The 19,750-nt window shown below is 74.6% G+C and carries 16 protein-coding genes; 10 read left to right on the top strand and 6 right to left on the bottom strand.

The window, feature by feature from the left end; translation table 11 throughout:
* Positions 1 to 107 precede the first annotated feature (107 nt).
* Positions 108 to 2,813 (bottom strand): cellulose binding domain-containing protein, encoded by a 2,706-nt coding sequence (locus tag ABZ570_RS06200; protein ID WP_358057587.1) that lies wholly within the window; start codon positions 2,811 to 2,813, stop codon positions 108 to 110.
* Positions 2,814 to 3,141: 328 nt separating this feature from the next.
* On the opposite strand from ABZ570_RS06200, the gene ABZ570_RS06195 reads away from it, so the two are divergent.
* Both ABZ570_RS06195 and ABZ570_RS06190 read left to right on the top strand, forming a co-directional pair.
* Positions 3,142 to 3,825 carry a BON domain-containing protein gene (locus ABZ570_RS06195; protein ID WP_358057584.1) on the top strand — a complete coding sequence of 228 codons (684 nt, stop codon included), beginning with the start codon at positions 3,142 to 3,144 and terminating at the stop codon, positions 3,823 to 3,825.
* Complete coding sequence (locus ABZ570_RS06190; RefSeq protein WP_358057581.1) at positions 3,825 to 4,376, top strand: thioredoxin domain-containing protein; 552 nt, start codon at positions 3,825 to 3,827, stop codon at positions 4,374 to 4,376. The genes ABZ570_RS06195 and ABZ570_RS06190 overlap by 1 nt, the downstream gene beginning before the upstream one ends.
* 56 nt (positions 4,377 to 4,432) lie before the next feature.
* Here the strand turns inward: ABZ570_RS06190 and ABZ570_RS06185 are convergent, their stop codons facing one another.
* The gene (locus ABZ570_RS06185) at positions 4,433 to 7,201 is read right to left on the bottom strand and encodes a LuxR C-terminal-related transcriptional regulator (RefSeq protein WP_358057578.1); all 2,769 of its coding nucleotides are present in this window, start codon (positions 7,199 to 7,201) and stop codon (positions 4,433 to 4,435) included.
* 180 nt (positions 7,202 to 7,381) lie between these two features.
* Here ABZ570_RS06185 and ABZ570_RS06180 point away from each other — a divergent pair, with 180 nt between their 5' ends.
* From ABZ570_RS06180 to ABZ570_RS06145, 8 genes are all read left to right on the top strand, one after another.
* Positions 7,382 to 7,825, top strand: coding sequence for a hypothetical protein (locus ABZ570_RS06180; protein WP_358057575.1), 444 nt, complete (start codon positions 7,382 to 7,384; stop codon positions 7,823 to 7,825).
* Complete coding sequence (locus ABZ570_RS06175) at positions 7,822 to 8,973, top strand: zinc-dependent alcohol dehydrogenase (protein ID WP_358057572.1); 1,152 nt, start codon at positions 7,822 to 7,824, stop codon at positions 8,971 to 8,973. Before ABZ570_RS06180 ends, ABZ570_RS06175 begins: the two co-directional genes overlap by 4 nt.
* 31 nt (positions 8,974 to 9,004) lie before the next feature.
* On the top strand, positions 9,005 to 10,183 hold the full coding sequence (locus ABZ570_RS06170; protein WP_358057569.1) for a saccharopine dehydrogenase NADP-binding domain-containing protein: 1,179 nt from the start codon (positions 9,005 to 9,007) through the stop codon (positions 10,181 to 10,183).
* Positions 10,184 to 10,228: 45 nt separating this feature from the next.
* On the top strand, positions 10,229 to 11,308 hold the full coding sequence (locus ABZ570_RS06165; protein WP_358057608.1) for a MerR family transcriptional regulator: 1,080 nt from the start codon (positions 10,229 to 10,231) through the stop codon (positions 11,306 to 11,308).
* Positions 11,309 to 11,745: 437 nt separating this feature from the next.
* Positions 11,746 to 13,032 carry a serine--tRNA ligase gene (serS, locus tag ABZ570_RS06160; RefSeq protein WP_358057566.1) on the top strand — a complete coding sequence of 429 codons (1,287 nt, stop codon included), beginning with the start codon at positions 11,746 to 11,748 and terminating at the stop codon, positions 13,030 to 13,032.
* A 206-nt stretch (positions 13,033 to 13,238) separates the two neighbouring features.
* The gene (locus tag ABZ570_RS06155; RefSeq protein ID WP_358057563.1) at positions 13,239 to 14,681 is read left to right on the top strand and encodes an alpha-amylase family protein; all 1,443 of its coding nucleotides are present in this window, start codon (positions 13,239 to 13,241) and stop codon (positions 14,679 to 14,681) included.
* Positions 14,682 to 14,768: 87 nt separating this feature from the next.
* Positions 14,769 to 15,686: a L,D-transpeptidase gene (locus tag ABZ570_RS06150; RefSeq protein ID WP_358057560.1), complete on the top strand. Its 918-nt coding sequence runs from the start codon at positions 14,769 to 14,771 to the stop codon at positions 15,684 to 15,686.
* A gap of 40 nt (positions 15,687 to 15,726) precedes the next feature.
* Positions 15,727 to 16,173 carry a DUF4362 domain-containing protein gene (locus ABZ570_RS06145; RefSeq protein WP_358057557.1) on the top strand — a complete coding sequence of 149 codons (447 nt, stop codon included), beginning with the start codon at positions 15,727 to 15,729 and terminating at the stop codon, positions 16,171 to 16,173.
* 5 nt (positions 16,174 to 16,178) lie between these two features.
* On the opposite strand, the gene ABZ570_RS06140 is transcribed toward ABZ570_RS06145, so the two are convergent.
* Genes ABZ570_RS06140 through ABZ570_RS06125 form a run of 4 tightly spaced genes read right to left on the bottom strand, consistent with a single transcriptional unit; the run spans position 16,179 to position 19,740 of the window.
* Complete coding sequence (locus tag ABZ570_RS06140; RefSeq protein ID WP_358057554.1) at positions 16,179 to 16,802, bottom strand: response regulator transcription factor; 624 nt, start codon at positions 16,800 to 16,802, stop codon at positions 16,179 to 16,181.
* Positions 16,803 to 16,847: 45 nt separating this feature from the next.
* Positions 16,848 to 17,975 (bottom strand): sensor histidine kinase, encoded by a 1,128-nt coding sequence (locus tag ABZ570_RS06135; protein WP_358057551.1) that lies wholly within the window; start codon positions 17,973 to 17,975, stop codon positions 16,848 to 16,850.
* 30 nt (positions 17,976 to 18,005) lie between these two features.
* The gene (locus ABZ570_RS06130) at positions 18,006 to 18,815 is read right to left on the bottom strand and encodes an ABC transporter permease (RefSeq protein WP_358057548.1); all 810 of its coding nucleotides are present in this window, start codon (positions 18,813 to 18,815) and stop codon (positions 18,006 to 18,008) included.
* Position 18,816: 1 nt separating this feature from the next.
* Positions 18,817 to 19,740, bottom strand: coding sequence for an ABC transporter ATP-binding protein (locus ABZ570_RS06125; RefSeq protein WP_358057545.1), 924 nt, complete (start codon positions 19,738 to 19,740; stop codon positions 18,817 to 18,819).
* Positions 19,741 to 19,750: the final 10 nt, after the last annotated feature.

Genomic DNA, 19,750 nt, shown 5'->3' with positions numbered 1-19,750 from the left:
GGGGCGAAGTCGCTGAGCACGTACCCCACCGCGTGCAGGGCCGGGCACCGCCACCGGCGCGCAGACGGTGGCCGCCCCGCGGACGGGACGGCCACCGTACGGCCCGGTCAGCGGGCGACGATCGCGGTGCAGGTGGGCGCGGGCACCTGGTTGCTCCCGGCCCAACCGGCGAGGAAGCCGAAGGTCGTGCTGGCTCCGGTCCCGAGGGCACCGTTGTAGCCGGCGTCCCTGACCACCACGAGGCTGCCGTTCTGGGTGTACGTCCCGCCCCAGAGCTGGGCGATCTGCTGCCCGTTGGCGAAGTTCCAGGCCACCGACCAGGCGCTGGTCGGCGAGCCGTTGTTGCGCACTGTCACCTCGCCCTGGAAGCCGCCCGCCCACGAGTTGGTCACCTGGTAGGTCGCCGTGCAGCCGCCGGCCGGATTCGGCGTGGTCGGTGGCGGGCTGGTCGGCGTCGGGCTGGGCGACGTCGGCGTCGGGGTGGGGGTGGTCGGCGTCGGGCTGGGCGTACCGCCGAGCCGGTCCGCCACCAGGATTCCCCGACCGTTGGTGCCCAGGTAGACCCGGCCGTAGACGCGTGGATCACCGGTCAGCGCCTCGCCGGCGTTGCCGTACTGGTGCTGTTCGTCGTTGATCCGTACCCAGCTCGTGCCGGCGTTGTCGGAGCGGTAGACGCCGTGCTGGCCGTCGATGGTGCCGAAGACGAAGAGCGCCGGGTACGTCTGCCCGGGTGCCGCCTTGCCGAAGCCGACGTTCGTCGCGGTGCTCACGCCGGTGACCTTGGTGAAGCTGGTCCCGGAGTTGGTGGAGTGCCAGAGGCCGCCCTCGCCGGCCAGCCAGACGTCGCCCTCGCCGCCGGGCAGCGCCTTGAACTTCACGCCGGTGGTGGGCAGGCCGGTGGTGGCACTGGCGGTGAAGCTCGTCCCGCCGTTGGTGCTGACGTAGAACCGGCCGCCGCTGACGCCGTAGAACTTGTTCGGGTTGACCCGGTCGGACTCGATGATCGCGTTCGCCGGGATGCCGGTCGAGGCGGTCCACGAGTTGCCGAAGCCGACCGAGCGGACCACCTGCTGGCCGGGGTCGCCCGGTGCCCAGACGAACTGGCTGCCGTCGGCGGACGCGGCCACCGTGCCGCCCTTGTTGATCCCGCCGGGCTCGCTGCCCTGGAACCAGTTCGCCCCGCCGTCGGTGGAGAACGCAACGTGGCTGTCGGTCGGCCGGTCAGACTTGGTGAAGTCGCCCGCCCGGACCAGCACCGCCGGTTTGGTCTCGGCGTAGTCCAGGCTGGTGGTGCTGGTGAAGACCGGCTGGGTGAACATCATCGACGGCACCGCGGCCAGGTCGGTGTGCCGGAAGCCGCCGATGTCGCCGAGCGCGCTGACCAGCGGGGCGCCTGAGGGCGGGCTGATCAGGTCGAGCACCGCGGTCTCCTCCAGGCCCTTGACCATCGGCCGGATGGTGAGCTGACCGCCGGTGTCCCACTTCGTGAGGTCGGTGGTGCCGTAGATGGTGGCGCCGGTGCCGTACATCATTCGGTTGGAGTCGAACGGGTCGATCTCCAGCGACTCGTTCATCCAGCCCAGCTTCGGGGCCTCCTCGGGCGGTTGCGGGTTGGCGCCGAAGGTCAGCCACGGCACGGACCCGATGTCCATGGTGTACTTCCTGGTGCGGTTCGGGTAGCTGGACCAGTCCCAGATCCGGGTCCAGGTCGCGCCCCCGTCGGTGCTGCGCCAGAAGATCGCGTCCGGCCACCAGGAGATCTGGGTGGCCACCATGATGGTGTTCGGCCGCTGCCGGTCGACGGTCAGGCCGGAGTAGCCGAAGTACGCGTCACCGCTGGTCGACGGGATCGGGCTGATCCGGGTCCAGGTGCCGGTGGCCCGGCTGAACTTCCACACGTCACCCTTGCCGCCGTCGTACGGGCCGCCGGTGTCGCTGGTGGCGAGGTAGAGGTAGCCGCCCACCGGGTCGACCACGCCCTTGTGGGCGAGGTAGCCGGTCGGCTGGCCGGCGATCCGCTCCCAGGTGGTGCCGCCGTTCGTGGTGCGGTAGACCGGGTTCTCCTTGTCCGCCACGCCGACGTAGACGGTCTGGGTGGCGTTCCCGGCCGTACCGGTGCTCTTGTCGAAGCTGACCCAGGTCAGGCCCTGGTTCTGGCTCTGGTATCCGCTGCTGTCGTTGGGGTCGGCGCGGTAGTTGCCGGCGTTCGGGAAGTTGGTCACCTTGGCCCAGGTGACCCCGTAGTCGGTGCTGCGCCAGAGGCCGTTGCCGCCCTCGGCGCCGTAGTAGAGGATGCTGTTCCGGTTCGGGTCGACGGCCAGCCGCTCCCCCATGCCCCGGCCGGGCATGTTGCCGCCGTTCTTGAACGGCAGGGTGGCGGCCTGCCAGGTGGTGCCCTTGTCGGTCGAGCGCAGGATCGCGCCGTTGTTCGGGTCCCAGCTGTTGGTGTACATGCCGACCGCGGCGTACACCCGGTTGGTCTGCACCGGGTCGGTGGCGAGGCTGACCACGCCGTTCCAGCCCCATTTGTCCGCGCCCACCCAGTCCAACAGCGGCGTCCACGACTGGGTCGACTGCTCCCAGCGGTACGCCCCGCCGATGTCGGTGCGCGCGTAGATCAGGTTCTTCTCGGTCTGGTTGAAGACGATGCCCGGCACGAAGCCGCCACCGTCGATCCGGACGTTCCTCCAGCTGTACGGCTCGGCCGAGGCGGCGGCGGCCGGGGTGGCGGGGGCGGCGGCGAACTGCACGACGATGGCCGCCGCGGTGGCGGCCAGCGCGGCGGCGACCGCGCCGGCGAGACTTCTGCGCATGGGCGGTTCCTCTCGGGTGCCCGATGGGGGACTGGGACGACGGCGCCAGGCCGTGGCGCGGCGCCAGACGCGGCGGTCGACGGGCGACCGCGCCTTCGTCGGGTCGGGGGAGCTGCCCGGGCTCCCCGTCGGCGTGCTGGCTCCCGCAGCCGAGGGACATTCACCGTAACGGTGGGCCGCCGAATTTGGAAGCGCTCCCAACCAGTCGGCTCACCCCCGAAGGATGAGGGCAGCTCACCCCGGGTGCGGACAGGATCGGGTGTGGCGGGCGCCGTGCCGGTGGCGGACGCCCGCGCCCCGCGAACCGATCCGGGAGGTGAGGCCACCGATGGCCACCACGACGATCACGCGTACCGACCAGGACATCCAGACCGCCGTCCTCGACGAGCTGACCTGGGAACCCCGGGTACGCCCAAACGAGATCGGGGTGACCGTCACGGAAGGCGTGGTGACGCTGACCGGGTGGGTGGACAGCTACGCCAAGAAGTGGGCCGCCGAGCGGGCGGCGCACCGGGTGCCCCGGGTTCGGGCGGTCGCCAACGACCTCGCCGTCCGGATCGCCACCTCCGCCGAGAAGAGCGACCCGGAGATCGCCACCGCGGCCAGCCGGGCCCTGGAATGGGACGCCTTCGTGCCGATCGAGACGCTCGACGTGACCGTCGCCGACGGCTGGGTCACCCTGCACGGCGAGGTCGAGTGGGAGTACCAGCGCCGCGCCGCCGAGCGGGCGGTCGGCCGGCTCACCGGCGTACGCGGCGTGAGCAACGGGATCACGGTCCGGCCGGGTACCCGCCCCGACGGGCACCAGCTGGCCGAGCGGATCGTGGACGCGCTCGCCCGCAACCGCGCCACCGAGGCGGAGGGCATCAGCGTGCGGGTACACGGCGACACCGTGGTGCTGGAGGGCCTGGTCCACTCCGTGCCGGAACGCGAGGAGATCGAGCGGGTCGTCTGGTCCGCCCCCGGCATCCGCGAGGTGCACAACCACGTGACCGTGGACAAGGGGGCCTGATGACGACGCCCTTGCAGGTCACCACCGCGCGGCTGCGCATCCCGGTGACCGACACCGACCATGCCCGGGGGCCGGCCGACGCGCCGGTCACCATCGTCGAGTACGCCGACTTCCAGTGCCGGTTCTGCGGGGCCGCCCACGCGAACCTGGCCGAGGTGCTGCGCCAGCGCGCCGAGACCGTCCGGCTGGTCTACCGGCACTTCCCCATCGCCGAGGTGCACCCGTACGCGGAGAGCGCGGCGGAGGCGGCCGAGGCCGCCGGGCAGTGTGGCCGGTTCTGGGAGATGCACGACTGGCTGTACGAGCACCAGGACCAGCTCGACCCGGTGCACCTGTCGCTCGGCGTCGAACAGCTCGGGCTGCCGCCGGACGAGGTCGGCGCGGAGGTGGGCCGGCAGGCCCACGCCGACCGGATCCGGCGGGACTTCGTCGGTGGCATCCGCAGCGGGGTGACCGGCATCCCGACCCTGTTCGTCAACGAGGTGCGCCACGAGGGCGGCTACGACCTGGCGGACCTGCTGGCCGCGGTGGACGCCGCGGCGACCGCCTGACGCGTGTTAGGAAGGGCCCCCTGCACAACGCCAGGCGTTAACACGGGGCCCTTCCTTCAGATCAGCCGGAGTTCGCGTGCCCGGCGAACCGCTTCGCGCCGGCGGGTGGCGTCGAGCTTGCGGTAGATGTTCCGGACGTGGGTCTTCACCGTGTTGACCGACAGGGACAGCTCACTGGCGATCTCCACGTTGGACAGGATGCTCTGCAGGTAGCGCAGGATCGTCAGCTCCCGTTCGGTGAGCGGCTCGTCCAGCGCCCGCTCCGGCCCGCCCGACCGCTCGGCCGGCTCGTCGGCCCGCCGCTCGTCCGCCCCGCGTACCAGCTCGCTCACGGCCGCCCAGTGCGCCGTGCCGGAGTCCAGGTGCGCGGCGAGCAGGTCGCGCACCCCCCGTTCGGCGCGGGTGAAGAGCCGCCGGTACCCCTCCGGCGCGGCCAGGTCGAGCACCTGTTCCAGGACCCGCCCGGCCCGCCGCTCGTCGCCGCCGTCTCCGGCCAGGACCGCGTCGAGCAGGCCGGCGGCGAGCCGGACCGGCAGCGGCCAGGACCGCGCGGCGGGGGTGGCCCAGTCGGGCAGGGCCTGCCGCGCGGCGCGCGGGCTGCCGGCCCGCAGCTCCACCCGGGCCAGCGCCACCCCCAGCGCCGCCGCCTCCGCGCTCTCGGCGTCGACGCCCCGCAGCGCGTCGGTGAGCAGGCTCCGGGCGGTGTCCCCGTCGCCGGCGTCCGCCCGCAGCCGGGCCTCGGCGGCGGTGAGCCAGGCGGCCAGTTCCGGGCCCGGTGCCCGGTCCCGGGCCTCGGTGAGGGCCCGCAGCGCGGCGGCGGAGCGGCCGTCCGCGGCCAGCAGCTCCGCCCGGCAGAGCGCGGCCAGCGCCGCCGCCTCCGGCTGCCCGGTGGCCGGGCCGGCGAGGGCCAGGTGCGCCGCCGCCTCCGCCGGCTCGTCGCGGTGGCAGGCCACCAGAGCCAGTGCGAGGTACGCGTACCCACAGTCCAGGCGGGAGGACCAGCCCTGGCAGGCGGGTGCACCGAGCGCCGCCCGCGCGGCGCGTTCGGCCGCCCGTAGCTCGCCCCGGGCCGCGTCCAGCAGTGCCGACCGGCTGGCGTCGACCAGCTCCGTACGCGGTCGCCCCGCCTCCCGGGCCGCGGCGCGCGCCTCGGCGAACCGGTCCCGGGCGGCGGCCAGCTCGCCCTCGGCCAGCGACACCAGGCCGAGCGCGGTGCCGGCGACCGCCCGGGTGTCGGCGTCCTCCCCGGCACCGGCCCGCGGGTCGTCCCCGGGCCCGATGGCGGTGCGGGTGGCGAGCAGCCGGGCGGCGGAACCGCGTACCGCCGCGTGGTCCCCGGCGAGCCGGGCCAGGGTCAGCTCCAGCGCGGTGGCCAGCCGCCGGAACCGGTCCCGGCGCGGGGCGGGCAGGCCGCGGGCGTGCTCGGCGGCGCGCCGCAGGTGGTGGCCGGCGGCGTCGGCGTCGCCGGCGTACGCCCGCTCGGCGGCGCAGGCCAGTGCCAGCTCGGGATCCCGGCGAACCGCGTCGGCGGGCGGCTCGGGCGGCGGCGGGCCGGCCGGCACCTCCCCCTCGTACGGGGCCAGCTCGGGCCACCGGGTGATCAGCAGCTCGGTGGCCCGGTTCCACTCGCCCCCGGCCAGCGCGTGCCGCAGCGCCTCGGCCGGCCGGTCGTTGCCCGCGTACCAGCCGGCGGCCCGCAGGTGCAGGTCGCGCAGCTCCTCGGCGGGGAGCCGACCCAGCTCGTCGCGGAGCAGGTCGGCCAACAGCGGGTGGCACCGGTACCACGGCGGGTTGCCCCCGTCCTGCCGGAGGAAGCCGCCGGTGCGCGCCACGTCGGCCAACACCTGACCGGCGTCGGCCCGGCCGGTCACCGCCTCGGCGAGGTCGGCGCAGACGGCGACGGCGACGGCAGCGCGCCGCAGCACGTCCCGGGCCGCCGGGTCCAGCCGGGTGAGCACCTCGTCGCGCAGGTACCCGGCCACGTCCGGCTGGTCGCCGCCGAACCGCTCGACGCCCCGGGCCGGGTCGGCCTGGGCGCGCAGGGCCAGCGCGGCGAAGCGCAGCCCGGCCGGCCAGCCGCCGGTCCGCTCCCGCAACCGGGGCACCGCCGCGGCGGGCAGCGGCACCGCGTGCGCGACCAGCAGATCGGCCACCTCGTCGTCGGTGAACGCCAGGTCGTCCGGGCCGACCTCGGTGAGTTCCCCGGCCAGCCGCCAGCGGTGCAGCGGCAGCGGCGGGTCGCCCCGGGCGCCGGCCACCAGCCGCAGCCGCCCCTCGGTGTGGCGGAGCAGGAACTCCAGCCCGGTCAGCGCGGCCGGGTCGGTGATCCGGTGCAGGTCGTCCAGGACCAGCCGCACCGGACGCTCCCGGGCGGCGAGCGCCGCCGCGAGCAGTTCGAGCTGGTCGGGGCGGGGCGGGCTGTCCGGCACCGGCGGCCCTTCCTCCGGTACGCCCTCCGCGGCGGCCCGCAGCGCTGCCGCCAGGTACGACCAGAGCCGCTCCCCGGTGTCGCCCTCCTCCACCGCCACCCAGGCGGGCGGCGGCTCGGCCCGATCGGCCCGCGCCCACGAGGCCAGCAGCGTGGTCTTGCCCCAGCCGGCCGGGGCGGCGACCAGCGTGACGGGCCCGGCCACCGCCTGGTCCAGCCGGTCCAGCAACCGGGGCCGGACCAGCAGCGGCTCGGGCAGGGCGGCCGGAGCCAGCCGGGACGCCAGCAGCGGGGGCCTACCGACCCCGGTCGGCGGGGCCGGATCGCCCGCTCCCCGCGTCCCCGACCGGTCCGGGCCGGTCGACGTGACCTCGACCCGCTCAGCCTCCTCCGGCATGCGGCCCTCCCCCGTCGTGTCCGCTCCCCCGGGCGGCACGGGCTGCGGTTACCCGGCCCGGCACGGTTCACCCCTTCGGGGCGAACCCGCTTCACCCGACGGGGTCGGACCCTGAAGACACGCGGGCGGCCGGCGGCGCGTGGCCGGCCGCCCGCCGGGCCGCGACGACGGGAGGCGCAGGTGGCACGCATGGGACGACTGGCCGGTGGCGGGATCCTCGTGGTGGCGGCCGGGGCGGTCGCGGCCCGTGTCCTCGTACGCCGAGGGGAGCGCTGGCTTCACGCGGCCGGACCCGACCCGCGGCCCGGACGCTGGCAGGTGGTGACCGTGGCGGGCCGTCCCGAGGAGGTGCTGCCGCGCGGGCGCTGGCCGGAGCCGCTGCGCCGGCTCGACGGCGCCGTCGAGGTGCACGCCCGGTCGGCGCCGGGCGGGCGCGGCACGGAACTGGCGGCCCGGCCGCTCGGCGGTGAGCCGAGGCTGACCGGCCTGGCCGCCCACCTGGTCGGGGACGATCCCGGCGGGTTCATCCGGCAGGCGCTGCGGAAGACCAAGCAGCTCGCGGAGACCGGGGAGGTGCTGCGGCCGGACCGCTCCCGGCTGGACCGGCCGGGGGTGGCCGGGTGAGGGCGCTCTGCTGGGAGGGCGTCGACGCGCTGGCGGTCCGCCAGATACCGGACCCGGAGCTGCGCAACGCCCAGGACATGATCGTGCGGGTACGGCGGAGCGCCACCTGTGGGGCGGACCTGCCGCTGCTGGCGGGGCGGATCCCGTACCTGGCCGCCGGGGACGTGCTCGGGCACGAGTTCCTCGGCGAGGTGGTCGAGGTCGGGCCGGAGGTACGCCGGCACCGGGTAGCCGACCGGGTGGTGGTCTGCGCGGGGGTGGCCTGCGGGGCCTGCTGGTTCTGCCGGCAGGGCCTCTTCGCCTGCTGCGACAACGGCACCACCGGCGCGGCGGCGGCCGAATCGGCGTGGGGCCAGCCCACCGCCGGCTGCTACGGCCACCCCGGCCCGCTGGGCGGCTTCGCCGGCAGCCACGCCGAGTACGTGCGGGTGCCGTACGCCGACGTCGGCGCGTTCACCGTGCCGGACGAGGTCAGCGACGACCGGGCGGTGTTCGCCTCGGACGCCGCGCCGACCGGCTGGCTCGGTACGGAGTTGGGCGAGGTCACGCCCGGTGACGTGGTGGCGGTCTGGGGGGCGGGCGCGGTCGGCCAGCTGACCGCCGGGGCCGCGCTGCTGCGCGGGGCCGACCGGGTGATCGTCGTCGACGATCACGACGACCGGCTGCGGATGGTCGAGCGGCACGTGGGTGCGGAACCGCTCAACTACCGGTACGTGGACGTCACCGCCGAGCTGCGGGAGCGCAGCGGCGGCCGGGGCCCGGACGTGTGCGTGGAGGCGGTCGGCATGGCGGCCGAGCCGCCGGGCCTGCTGGCCGGCCGGCTCGGCGGCGGCGCGGACCGGCCGCTGGCGTTGCGTGAGGCGGTGCACGCCTGCCGCAAGGGCGGCACGGTGGTGGTGCTCGGCACCTGGACCGGGTTCGTCGACACGTTCCCGCTGGGCGCGGTGATGAACAAGGGCCTGACCGTACGCAGCGCCCGGCAGCACGGGCAGCGGTGGATCCCGATGCTGCTGGAGCGGATGGCCCGCGACGAGCTGCGTACCGAGCACCTGGCCACCCACCACCTGCCGCTGGAGCGGGGTCCGGACGGGTACGCGCTGTTCCGCGACCGGGCCGACGGCTGCGTCCGGGCGGTCTTCTCGCCGTGAGCCGCGCCGGCCGGGGTGGCACACTCGGCGGGTGCGCGACGACCGCCCGTACGATCTGGTCCTGCTCGGCGCCACCGGGTTCACCGGCGGCCTCACCGCCGAGTACCTGGCCCGGCACGCCCCGCCGGGGCTGCGCTGGGCGCTGGCCGGCCGCGACCCGACCAGGCTGGCCGGGGTACGCGAGCGGCTGGCCGGGATCGACGCGGGCCTGGCCGAGCTGCCGCTGCTGACCGCCGACGTCACCGACCCGGCGTCGCTGCACGCGGTCGCCGAGCGTGCCCGGGTGGTCGCCACCACCGTCGGCCCGTACCTCCGGCACGGGGAGCCGCTGGTCGCGGCGTGCGCCGCCGCCGGCACCGACTACGTCGACATCGCCGGTGAGCCGGAGTTCGTCGACCTGATGTACGTGCGCCACCACGCCGAGGCGGTGCGCACCGGCGCGCGGCTGGTGCACGCCTGCGGCTTCGACTCGATCCCGCACGACCTGGGCGTCTGGTTCACGGTCCGGCAGCTGCCCGCCGACGGGCCGGTCAGCGTGGACGGCTACGTCCGGGCCGGGGGACGCTTCTCCGCCGGCACGTACCACTCTGCGCTCACCGCGTTGTCGCGTGCCCGTCAGGCGCGGCGGGCGGCGAGGGCGCGCCGGGCGGTGGAGCCGCGGCCGGCGGGCCGCCGGGTCCGCGCGGTGCCCGGAAGGGTGGGCCGGGCGACGGAGGCCGGCGGGTGGGCGGTGCCGCTGCCCACCATCGACCCGCGGATCGTCCGCCGCTCGGCGGCGGCCCGCCCGGAGTACGGCCCGGACTTCCGCTACCGCCACTTCGCGGCCGTGAAGCGGCTGCCGACCGTCCTGGCCGCCGGGGTGGGGCTGGCCGCCCTGGTCGGGCTGGTGAAGCTGCCGCCGGCCCGGCGCTGGCTGCTCGGCCGGCTCGCCCCCGGGCAGGGGCCGAGCGCCGAGCAGCGGGCCCGGTCCTGGTTCCGGGTCCGGTTCGTCGGCACCGGCGGCGGCCGGACCGTGGTGACCGAGGTGGCCGGCGGCGACCCCGGGTACGACGAAACCGCCAAGATGCTCGCCGAGTCGGCCCTGTGCCTGGCCTTCGACGACCTGCCGCCCACCGCCGGGCAGGTGACCACGGTGACCGCGATGGGCGACGCCCTGCTGGAGCGCCTCACCCGGGCCGGCATCACCTTCCGCGTACTGCGGCAGAATTGACCCTCGACCAGGTTGAGACCACAGGATCACGGCGTGGAGAGCAAACTGCGCAGCATCGGCGAGCTGGCCCGGGCCAGCGGGCTGACGGTCAGCGCGCTGCGGTTCTACGACCGTTCCGGGGTGCTGGTCCCGGCACTGGTCGACCCGGCCACCGGCTACCGCTGGTACACCGACGACCAGGTCGCCCCGGCCCGGCTGGTCGCCGGGCTGCGCCGGGTCGGAATGCCGCTGGCCGGGATCGCCGAGGCCCTGGCGCAGCGGCACGAGCCGGCGGTGGTCCACCGGCTGCTGGACGCGCACCTGCGCCGGCTGGAGGACGGTCTCGCCGACGCCCGCCGTGAGCTCTCCCGGATCCGTACCCTGATCGATCCGGAGGAGATCGCCATGACCACCCGACTCGTGCTGCGCCGGGCCGACCTGGCCGCCGCCGTCGACGCCGTCCGGTTCGCCGTCGGCACCGACCCTGAGCTGCCGGTGCTGGCGGGCGTGCTGCTGGAGGTGGACGCGGACGGCGTACGGCTGGTCGCCACCGACCGACACCGGCTGGCGGTGGCCCGGGCGGCCGGGAAGGTCGACGGTCCGGCCGTGCGGACGCTGCTGCCGGCGGACGCGGTCGACGAGCTGCGCGCCCTGCTGGACACCGGCGAGGGGATCACGCCGGAGGCCCACCTCACCGTCGCGCCGGACCGGGTCGAGGTCGCGGTCGCCGGCCGCCCGGTGGCCGCCGCGGCGCTGCCGTACGACTTCCCGGACTACCGCCGGTTCCTGCACGGGCTGGTGCCCGGCGCGCCCGCGTACCGGATCCCGGTCGACGTGGTCGCCCTGCGCGGCGCGCTCACCGCCGACGACGCCCCGGTGGTGGTCCGCGAGTACGCCGGGGTGCCGGCCGAGGTGACCGTGCTCGGCCTGGACGGCCGGGGCGGGCTGCGCGTCGTCGGGCCGGACGACGCGGCGGACCCGGACGGGGTGCGGGTCGGGGTGAACCGGGAGTACCTGCTCGAGGCCCTGGACGCCGGGGACCGCGGCCAGCTCGTACTGGAGCTGGACGGGCCGATCACCCCGCTGGCCGTCCGCCGCCCGGACGACGCCGACGCGTTCTCCATCCTCATGCCGGTCCGGCTCTGACCCGCGCTCACCCGCAGCTCCGCCGGCCTGGCGGGCGGTCACCCTCCGTCATATCGCCCGCCAGCCCGCATCCACCCCACTTCCGCCTTTGCTTTGCAGTCATATGCGCAGCGGCAACCGTGGGTGACTGTTGCCCGTATGGCTGCAGAGCAAAGGGGCCGGTGGGGTGAGTCGGCCGGCACTGCGTCTACGCAGAGATGACCAGCTCAACAGGCGTCCGACGACGAGGCAGCGTGTTCACTCCGCCGCGGCAATCCGAGCTCCGTCACGGAACGTCACACGCCCGTCCGAAAACCCGACGGATCACGCAGCGTCATCACTGGTCAGTCGTCCTGTACCGGTTGGGCGGCCCGTCGGGCCGGGCCGGGCCGACGGGGCCGCGACGGTAGCATCTGGGGGTCCCACCTGACGGCCTGGACGGAGGCGTACGGAGCAGCATGCTCGACATGGAGTTGATCCGGAAGGATCGCGAGGCGGTGGCGACCGCGCTGGCGAAGCGGCTGGATCCCGCCGAGGTCGACCGGGCGTTGGACGAGATCCAGCGGCTCGACCAGGAACGTCGCGGCCTGATCACCGAGATCGACGCCGAGCGGCAGCGCCGCAAGGCGGAGGCGCGGGCGTACGCGGAGGCGAAGCGGGCCGGCAGGGAGCCGGAGCCGGTCGCGCCGGAGGCCGAGCGCAAGCAGCTCGCCGAGCTGGAGTCCCAGCTGGACGAGGTGCAGTCCCGGCTGCGCACCGCGATGAGCGAGCTGCCCAACCTGCCCGCCGACGATGTCGTCGCCGGCGGCAAGGAGGCGAACCGGGTCGTCAGGACCTTCGGCGAGCCGCCGGCCATCGAAAAGGTACGGGACCACGTGGAGCTGAGCCGCGCGCTCGGCCTGGTCGACCACGAGCGCGGGGTCAAGCTCGGCGGTTCCGGCTTCTGGATGTACACCGGCATGGGCGCCCGGCTGGAGTGGGCACTTCTCAACTGGCTGATCGAGCAGGACATCCAGGCCGGGTACGAGTTCCTGCTTCCGCCGCACCTGCTGCTGGACAGCGCCGGCTTCGCCGCCGGCCAGTTCCCCAAGTTCTACGACGACGTCTACCATCTGGACCGCCAGTCCGCCCCGCGCGGGCAGTTCCTGCTGCCCACCGCGGAGACGGCGATCCTCGGGGCGTTCCAGGACGAGATCCTGGAGACCGCGAAGCTGCCGCTGAAGGCGTTCGCCTACACCCCGTGCTACCGGCGCGAGGCCGCCGGCTCGCACTCCGACGAGCGTGGCACGGTCCGTGGCCACCAGTTCAACAAGGTGGAGATCTTCCAGTTCACCCTGCCCGAGCAGGCGGACGCCGCGCTGGCGGAGATGGTCGCCCACGTGGAGCGCCTGGTCGAGGGGCTGGGCCTGCACTACCAGACCAGCCTGCTCGCGGCCGGCGACGCCAGCGCCTCGATGAAGAAGACCCTCGACATCGAGGTCTGGATGCCGAGCACCGGCAAGTACAAGGAGGTCTCGTCGGTCTCCTGGGCCGGCGACTACCAGGCCCGCCGGGCGGCCATCCGCTACCGCGAGCCGGGCGGCAAGCAGACCCGCTTCGTGCACACCCTCAACGGTTCGGCGCTGGCCACCAGCCGCCTCTTCCCGGCCATCCTGGAGCAGTTCCAGCAGCCCGACGGCTCGGTGCTGGTGCCCGAGGTGCTCCGCGACAAGCTCGGCACCGACCGGCTCACCCCGGTCCGCTGACCGGTCGACCCGCGACGGCGGGGGTCGGGCCTCGCCCGGCCCCCGCCCCTTTTTGCCTTGGCAGTGATGTATTTCCATGCGTTGACAGCGACTGCAAGCGGCTTGTAACCTTGCCGAAAATTTCAGGCCGCCTCTGCAAGAAGCCGGCACTGAAGCTCACTCCCGCGCCGCAACACCCCGTCCCCCCGTCCCCGCAGGAGTCCCCGATGCAGCAACGTCGACGCCGCGTGGCCCTCGCCCTCGGCCTGGCCGCCAGCCTGCTCATCCCGACCAGCGTGGCGGCGCCCCCGGCCGCCGCGGCCACCCCCGGCAGCAAGAAGGTCATCGTCCAGCTCTTCGAGTGGAACTGGGCCTCGGTGGCCAGCGAGTGCACCAACGTGCTGGGCCCCAAGGGGTACGGCTACGTACAGGTCTCCCCGCCGCAGGAGCACGTCACGGGCAACCCGTGGTGGGTGGCCTACCAGCCGGTCAGCTACCGGATCGAGTCACGCAAGGGCACCCGGGCGCAGTTCCAGTCCATGGTGAACACCTGCCACGCCGCCGGGGTGAAGGTGATCGTGGACGCGGTCGTCAACCACATGTCCGGACAGGACAACGGCGGCACCGGTTGGGCCGGCACCACGTACGGCCACTACAACTACCCGGGCAACTACGGGTCGCAGGACTTCCACTACTGCGGTCGCAACGGCAACAACGACATCGTCAACTACCAGGACCGGTACGAGGTGCAGAACTGCGAACTGGTCAACCTCGCCGACCTCAGGACCGAGTCGGACTACGTACGCACCCGGCTCGCGACGTACCTGAACGACCTGCTCTCGCTCGGCGTGGACGGGTTCCGGCTGGATGCCAGCAAGCACATGCCGGCCGCCGACATCGCCGCCATCAAGGGCAAGCTCTCCCGCTCGGCGTACCTCGTGCAGGAGGTCATCTACGGCGCCGGTGAGCCGATCCAGCCGACCGAGTACACCGGCAACGGCGACGTGCACGAGTTCCGGTACGGCAAGGACCTGGCCCGGATGTTCAACACCGAGCGGCTGGCGTACCTGAAGAACTTCGGCGAGTCCTGGGGTTACCTGCCCGGCAGCCAGGCGGTGGTCTTCACCGACAACCACGACACCCAGCGCGACGGCGGGGTGCTGACCTACCGGGACCGGGGCGAGTACGCCCTGGCCAATGCCTTCATGCTGGCCTGGCCGTACGGCACGCCGGCGGTGATGTCCAGCTACACGTTCAGCAACCGGGACCAGGGCCCGCCCTCGGACGCCGGCAACAAGACGCTCAACACCACCTGCTACTCCGGCTGGGAGTGCGAGCACCGCTGGCGGGTGATCGCCAACATGGTCGCCTTCAACAACGCCACCCAGGGCGCTGGCGTCGCCAACTGGTACGACAACGGCTGGCAGCACATCGCGTTCAGCCGGGCCGGCAAGGGCTACCTCACCATCAACGACGAGGACTTCGCCATCACCGGCCGCTCGTACTACACGGGCCTGCCCGCCGGCCGCTACTGCGACGTCATCCACGGCGACTACAGCAACGGCTCCTGCAGCGGGCCGGTGATCACCGTCGACGGCAACGGCTGGTTCGCCGCCAACATCAACGCCCACGACGCGGTCGCCATCCACATCGGCGCGAAACTGTCCTGACCATCGGCGCCGCCGTTCGCGGCGCCCGAGGCCCCCCGCACGGTCATTGCCGGAGCGGGGGGCCTTCGGTCGGTTACAGTCGAGTTCGTGCTGTTTGACCGATTGGGCTCGCGGTGGGCCCTCGGCTGGCTCCTCGCCGCGGTCGGCGTACCGCTGCTGCTGGTGGCGGCGCTGCTGGTCGGGCGGGCATTGACCGGCACGCCGGCCCCCGCCCCGGCCGCCGGGGCGCCCGTGCCCGACGCCACCGTGCCGGCGTCGCCGTCCGCGAGCCCGGCTCCGGAGGAGTCCGTGCCACCCGCGGCGCCCGCCTCGGACGACCTGCCGGTGGTCACGTACGACCCGGCACCCCGTGGGTTCCCGGCCGACCCCGGCACGGGCGACATCCGGCCGCTCACCGAGGGCGTCACGCCGATGCGCAACGTCGCCGCCTACGACCGGCCGGGCGGGCGACCCCTGGCCTTCCTCGCCCCCACCATCAGCGGCGTCAAGCTGACCGCGCCGATCGTCGAACGGCGGGTCGGCTGGACCGCCGTGCTGCTGCCCTCGGCCAACCGCCGGATCGCCTGGCTCCCGGCGGGCGGCTGGCGCACCGTCGCGCTGCGGGACCAGATCGTGGTGGAACGAAAGGCGCACCGCCTCACCTGGTACCGGGACGGCCGCGCGGTCCAGTCCTGGGAGGTCAGCCTCGGCATGCCGGGCCAGTCCACCCCGCTCGGCCGCACCTTCATCCTCGGCCGCACACCGCCGCCCGAGTCGGTCTACGGCGGCGTGGACATCTTCGCCCTGGGCGCGATCCCCGACGACCCGGACGCGGTGCCGACCGGCCTGCGCGGCGCCCACATCGGACTGCACAGCTGGTACACCGACGCCCCGCTCGGCAAGGACGTCACCAACGGCTGCATCCGACTGACCCGCAGCGGCCAGCGCAAGCTGCTGGCCGAGGTTCCCCCGGGCACCAGCGTCGTGGTGGTCGACCAGCTCCCCACCCCGCCGCCGACCGCCTGACCCGGGGAACTGCCGGGCGGCCGGCCGCGTCTCATCCGCCATGTGGAGACGACAGACCACACTGCTCGCCCTGCCGCTCGCGCTCGCCGCCTGCGGCACCGCCGGCCCGGCCCCGGTCCCGCCGGATTCGGCCCCGGTCCCGTCGGATTCGCCCCTGGCCTACGCCACCCCGTCACCGGTACGGCCCGACTGCGGCGTCTGGACGCTCGCCCAGGGCCGCCGCCTGCCGGCCGAGGCCGCAGACTGCTTCGACGACGCGCTGCGGGACGGGCAGGAGGTCCGGATGAGGGTGACCGCCCCGTCGCTCGAGGGTGACCCGATCACCAACGACTACGTCGTGCGGGGCGACGGCCGGGTCGAGGTGACCGTCGACGCCCGCCGGGACCGGTACGGCTCGGGCCGCGTGGAGCGAATGGTCTGCTCCGGGCCGGTGACCTACGCGCCGGCGCCGGCCTTCACCACCTGCTCCACCCCGACCCCGGTCTGACCGGCCTACTCGCCGAGCAGCCAGCCGTTCTCCTCGGCGACCCGGACCGCGTCCGCCCGGTTGCGGGCGCCGGTCTTGCCGATCGCCGAGGAGAGGTGGTTGCGGACCGTCCCCTCGGACAGGTGCAGGATGGCCGCCAGCTCCGCCACCGTGCCGCCGGACCGCGCGGTGCGCAGCACCTCGGTCTCCCGCTCGGTGAGCGGGCTCGCCCCGGTGGCCAGGGTCTCCGCGGCCAGGGTCGGGTCGACCACCCGCAGCCCGGCGTGCACCCGGCGTACCGCGTCGGCGAGCTGCCGGGCCGGGGTGTCCTTCACGACGAACCCGTTCGCGCCCGCCTCCATCGCCCGGCGCAGGTAGCCGGGCCGCCCGAAGGTGGTCACCACCAGCACTCGGCAGCCGGGCACCGCCGCCCGCAGCGCCGCGGTCGCGGCGATCCCGTCCAGGCCGGGCATCTCCACGTCGAGCAGGGCCACGTCGGGCTGCGTACGCCGGGCCTCCGGGACGACCTCGTCGCCCCGGCCCACCTCGGCGACGACGGTCAGGTCCGGCTCCAGCGACAGCAGCGCCGCGAGGGCGCCTCGGACCAGCGCCTGGTCGTCGGCGAGCAGCAGCTTGATCGGCTCGGTCATCCGCGCGTCCACCCTCCCCGGGGCGACCCGCCCCGCTCCCCCACGTCAGCTGTTCGCCGCCACGGCGACCCGCAGCAGGAAGCCGCGGCCGTCGGAGCGGCGGCCGACGGTGACGGTGGCTTCCAGCCGCCGCGCCCGCTCGCGCAGCCCGACCAGGCCGTGCCCCGCCGCGCCGGGCTCCCCGACCGGCCCCCGGCCGTCGTCGCTGACCTCCACGGCGCAGCGGTCCACCCGGATCTCGCAGTGCCGGGCGCCGCTGTGCCGCACCACGTTGGTCACCCCCTCGCGTACCGTCCAGCCGAACAACTCGTCCCGCTCCGCCGGAAGCTGCGGGGCCGTCTCCGGCAGCTCGGCCACGATGCCCGCGGCGGCCAGCGCCGAGCGGGCGCCGGCCAGCTCCGCGGCGAGCCGCACCCCCCGGTACGCCCCGACGGTGCCCCGCACGTCGGCGAGGGCCTGCCGGGCCAGCCGCTCCACGTCGGCGATCTCGGTGGCCGCCCGGGCCGGGTCCAGCTCCAGCAGCCGGCCGGCCAGCTCCGCCTTGACCGCCACCACGGTCAGCGAATGGCCCAGGATGTCGTGCAGGTCGCGGGCGGTGCGGGCCCGTTCCTCGGCCACCGCGAGCCGGCGGATCTCCTGCTGGGCGGCCTGGAGCTCGGCGTTGCGCTGAGCCAACCGGGACACCCCGAACATGGCGAACGAGGCGAGCAGCACCGCGAAGACCACGGTGCCCTCCGCCTCCCAGCCGGGCACCAGGGCTGCCGCCACCGGCGGGGTCAGCGCGGCGAGCGCCACCACGGCCAGCGCCTGCCGGTTCGGCAGCAGGAACACCGCCGCGGCCGCGACGAAGACCAACGTGGTGAGCCAGTCGCCCCCGGTGCCGGGGATGCCGGCGAGCCCGAGGCCGACCATTCCCGCCAGAGCCGCCCAGGCCCGACCAGCCGGGATGGCCTGGCATGCCTGGCGGCGGGCCCGCGCCCACTGGAAGACGCACACGTAGCAGACACCGAAGGCGACGAGGGTCGACGCGCCCAGCACCCGCCGCCAGACCTCGGGCTGGTGCAGGGCGGTGTGCAGCGGGATGTTGAGGAAGAAGAGCCAGACCGCGGCCAGCAGCCAGCCGGTGACCCGCCAGTGGGTCCTCGGCTGGCTGGATTCCGGCGGCGGGTTCACGGTGAACACGCTAACCCGGCCCGCACGAAGTCAGACGCGGCTGGTGTCCCGGCGGAACAGCCGGGCCGCGCCGAGGCCGAACACCGCCGTCCAGGCGACCAGGTTGCCCACCGATGTCCAGTCCAGACCGTCCCCGGTCAGCGGGGCGCGGGCGAGCTGGCCGACGCCGTACACCGGGGTGAACTTGGCGATCTCCTGGAAGGCGTGCGGCAGCAGCTCGAGCGGCACGAAGAGCCCGCCGAACATGGCCAGGATGGCCAGGATCGGGCCCATGAACTGCATGACGTTCTCGGCCGGGGCGAGATAGCCGACGAAGAGCCCGAACGCGGCGAAGACCAGCGAGCCGACCCAGGCGGCCAGGCCGGCGAGCAGCCAGACGTCGGCCGGCAGGCGTACGCCGGCGGCGGCACCGACCGCGAACTCGACCAGCACGCCGACCAGCCCGAGCACCATCGCGGTGGCCACCTTCGTCGCCACGTACGCGGCCGGACGCAGCGGGGTGAGCCGGAGCTGCCGGCTCCAGCCCAGCGCCCGCTCGGTGGCGACCGCCGCCCCGGCGCTGGTGGTGGCGACCATCGCCGCGTACACGGAGAGGCTGATCATGATCCAGCCCATGACCGGGCTGCCGTTCGGCAGCTCCTGGCCGCGCTGCGGCAGCCCGAACAGCAGGAAGAAGACCGCCGGCATGATCAGCGTGAACATCAGCGTGCGGCGGTTGCGCAGCAGTCGGCGGATCTCGATACCGAGCACCGCCGTGGAGAACCCGCCGAGGGCGGGCAGCCGGCGGTCGACGGTCCGGGCCGGGGGCGAGGTCGGGGTGGACGAGGCGGCGAGGGTCATCTCAGGCTCCGGTGGGCTGCGCGGTGTCGGCGGTCAGGCTGTCGGTGGTGAGGGCGAGGAAGGCGTCCTCGAGGTTGCGGGAGGTGATCTCGACGTCCCGGGCGGCGGTGCGGGTGAGCAGGTGCCGGGCGACCGAGTCCGAGTCGTCGGTCCGCACCAGCACCGCGTCGCCGCGTACCTCGACCGCCCGTACGCCGGGGAGCACGGCGAGGGCGGCCTGGTCGACGCCGGGCAGGGTGGCCCGGACGGTCCGGCCGGCGGCCAGGTTCTTGATCTCGGCGGTGGTGCCGTCGGCGATCACCCGGCCCTGCCGGACCAGCACGATCCGGTCCGCGTAGGCGTCGGCCTCGTCGAGGTAGTGGGTGGCGAAGATGACGGTCCGGCCGGCCCGGGCGTCCGCCCGGATCGCCTGCCAGAAGTCCCGCCGCCCCTCGACGTCCATGCCGGTGGTGGGCTCGTCGAGCACCATCAGGTCCGGGTCCGGCAGCAGCGCCAGGGCGAAGCGCAGCCGCTGCTGCTGGCCGCCGGAGCACTTGCCCACCGGGCGATCGGCGAGGTCGGCGATCCCGGCCCGCTCCAGCACCTCGGCGACCGGCCGGGTGTACGCGTAGAAGTGCGCGGTCATGCGTACCGTCTCGGCGACGGTGAGATCCTTGAGCAGGCCGCCGGTCTGCATCACGGCGGCGATCCGGCCGAGCCGGACGGCGTCGGCCGGCGGGCCGCCGAAGATCCGGACGGTGCCGGCGTCCGGGCGGGCCAGCCCGAGCATCATGTCCACGGTGGTGGTCTTGCCGGCGCCGTTGGGGCCGAGGAAGGCCACCACCTCGCCTTGCTGGACGCGGAGGCTGAGCCCGTCGACGGCGGTCACCGGGCCGAAGGTCTTGGTGAGTCCGGCCAGCTCGACGGCCGGTGGGGTGTCGGTCATGACCACGATG

The organism is Micromonospora sp. NPDC007271, from assembly GCF_040634005.1.
GTDB lineage: Bacteria > Actinomycetota > Actinomycetes > Mycobacteriales > Micromonosporaceae > Micromonospora.
Note: the sequence above shows the minus strand (reverse complement) of the source record. Positions and strands in the feature narration are given on the sequence as shown.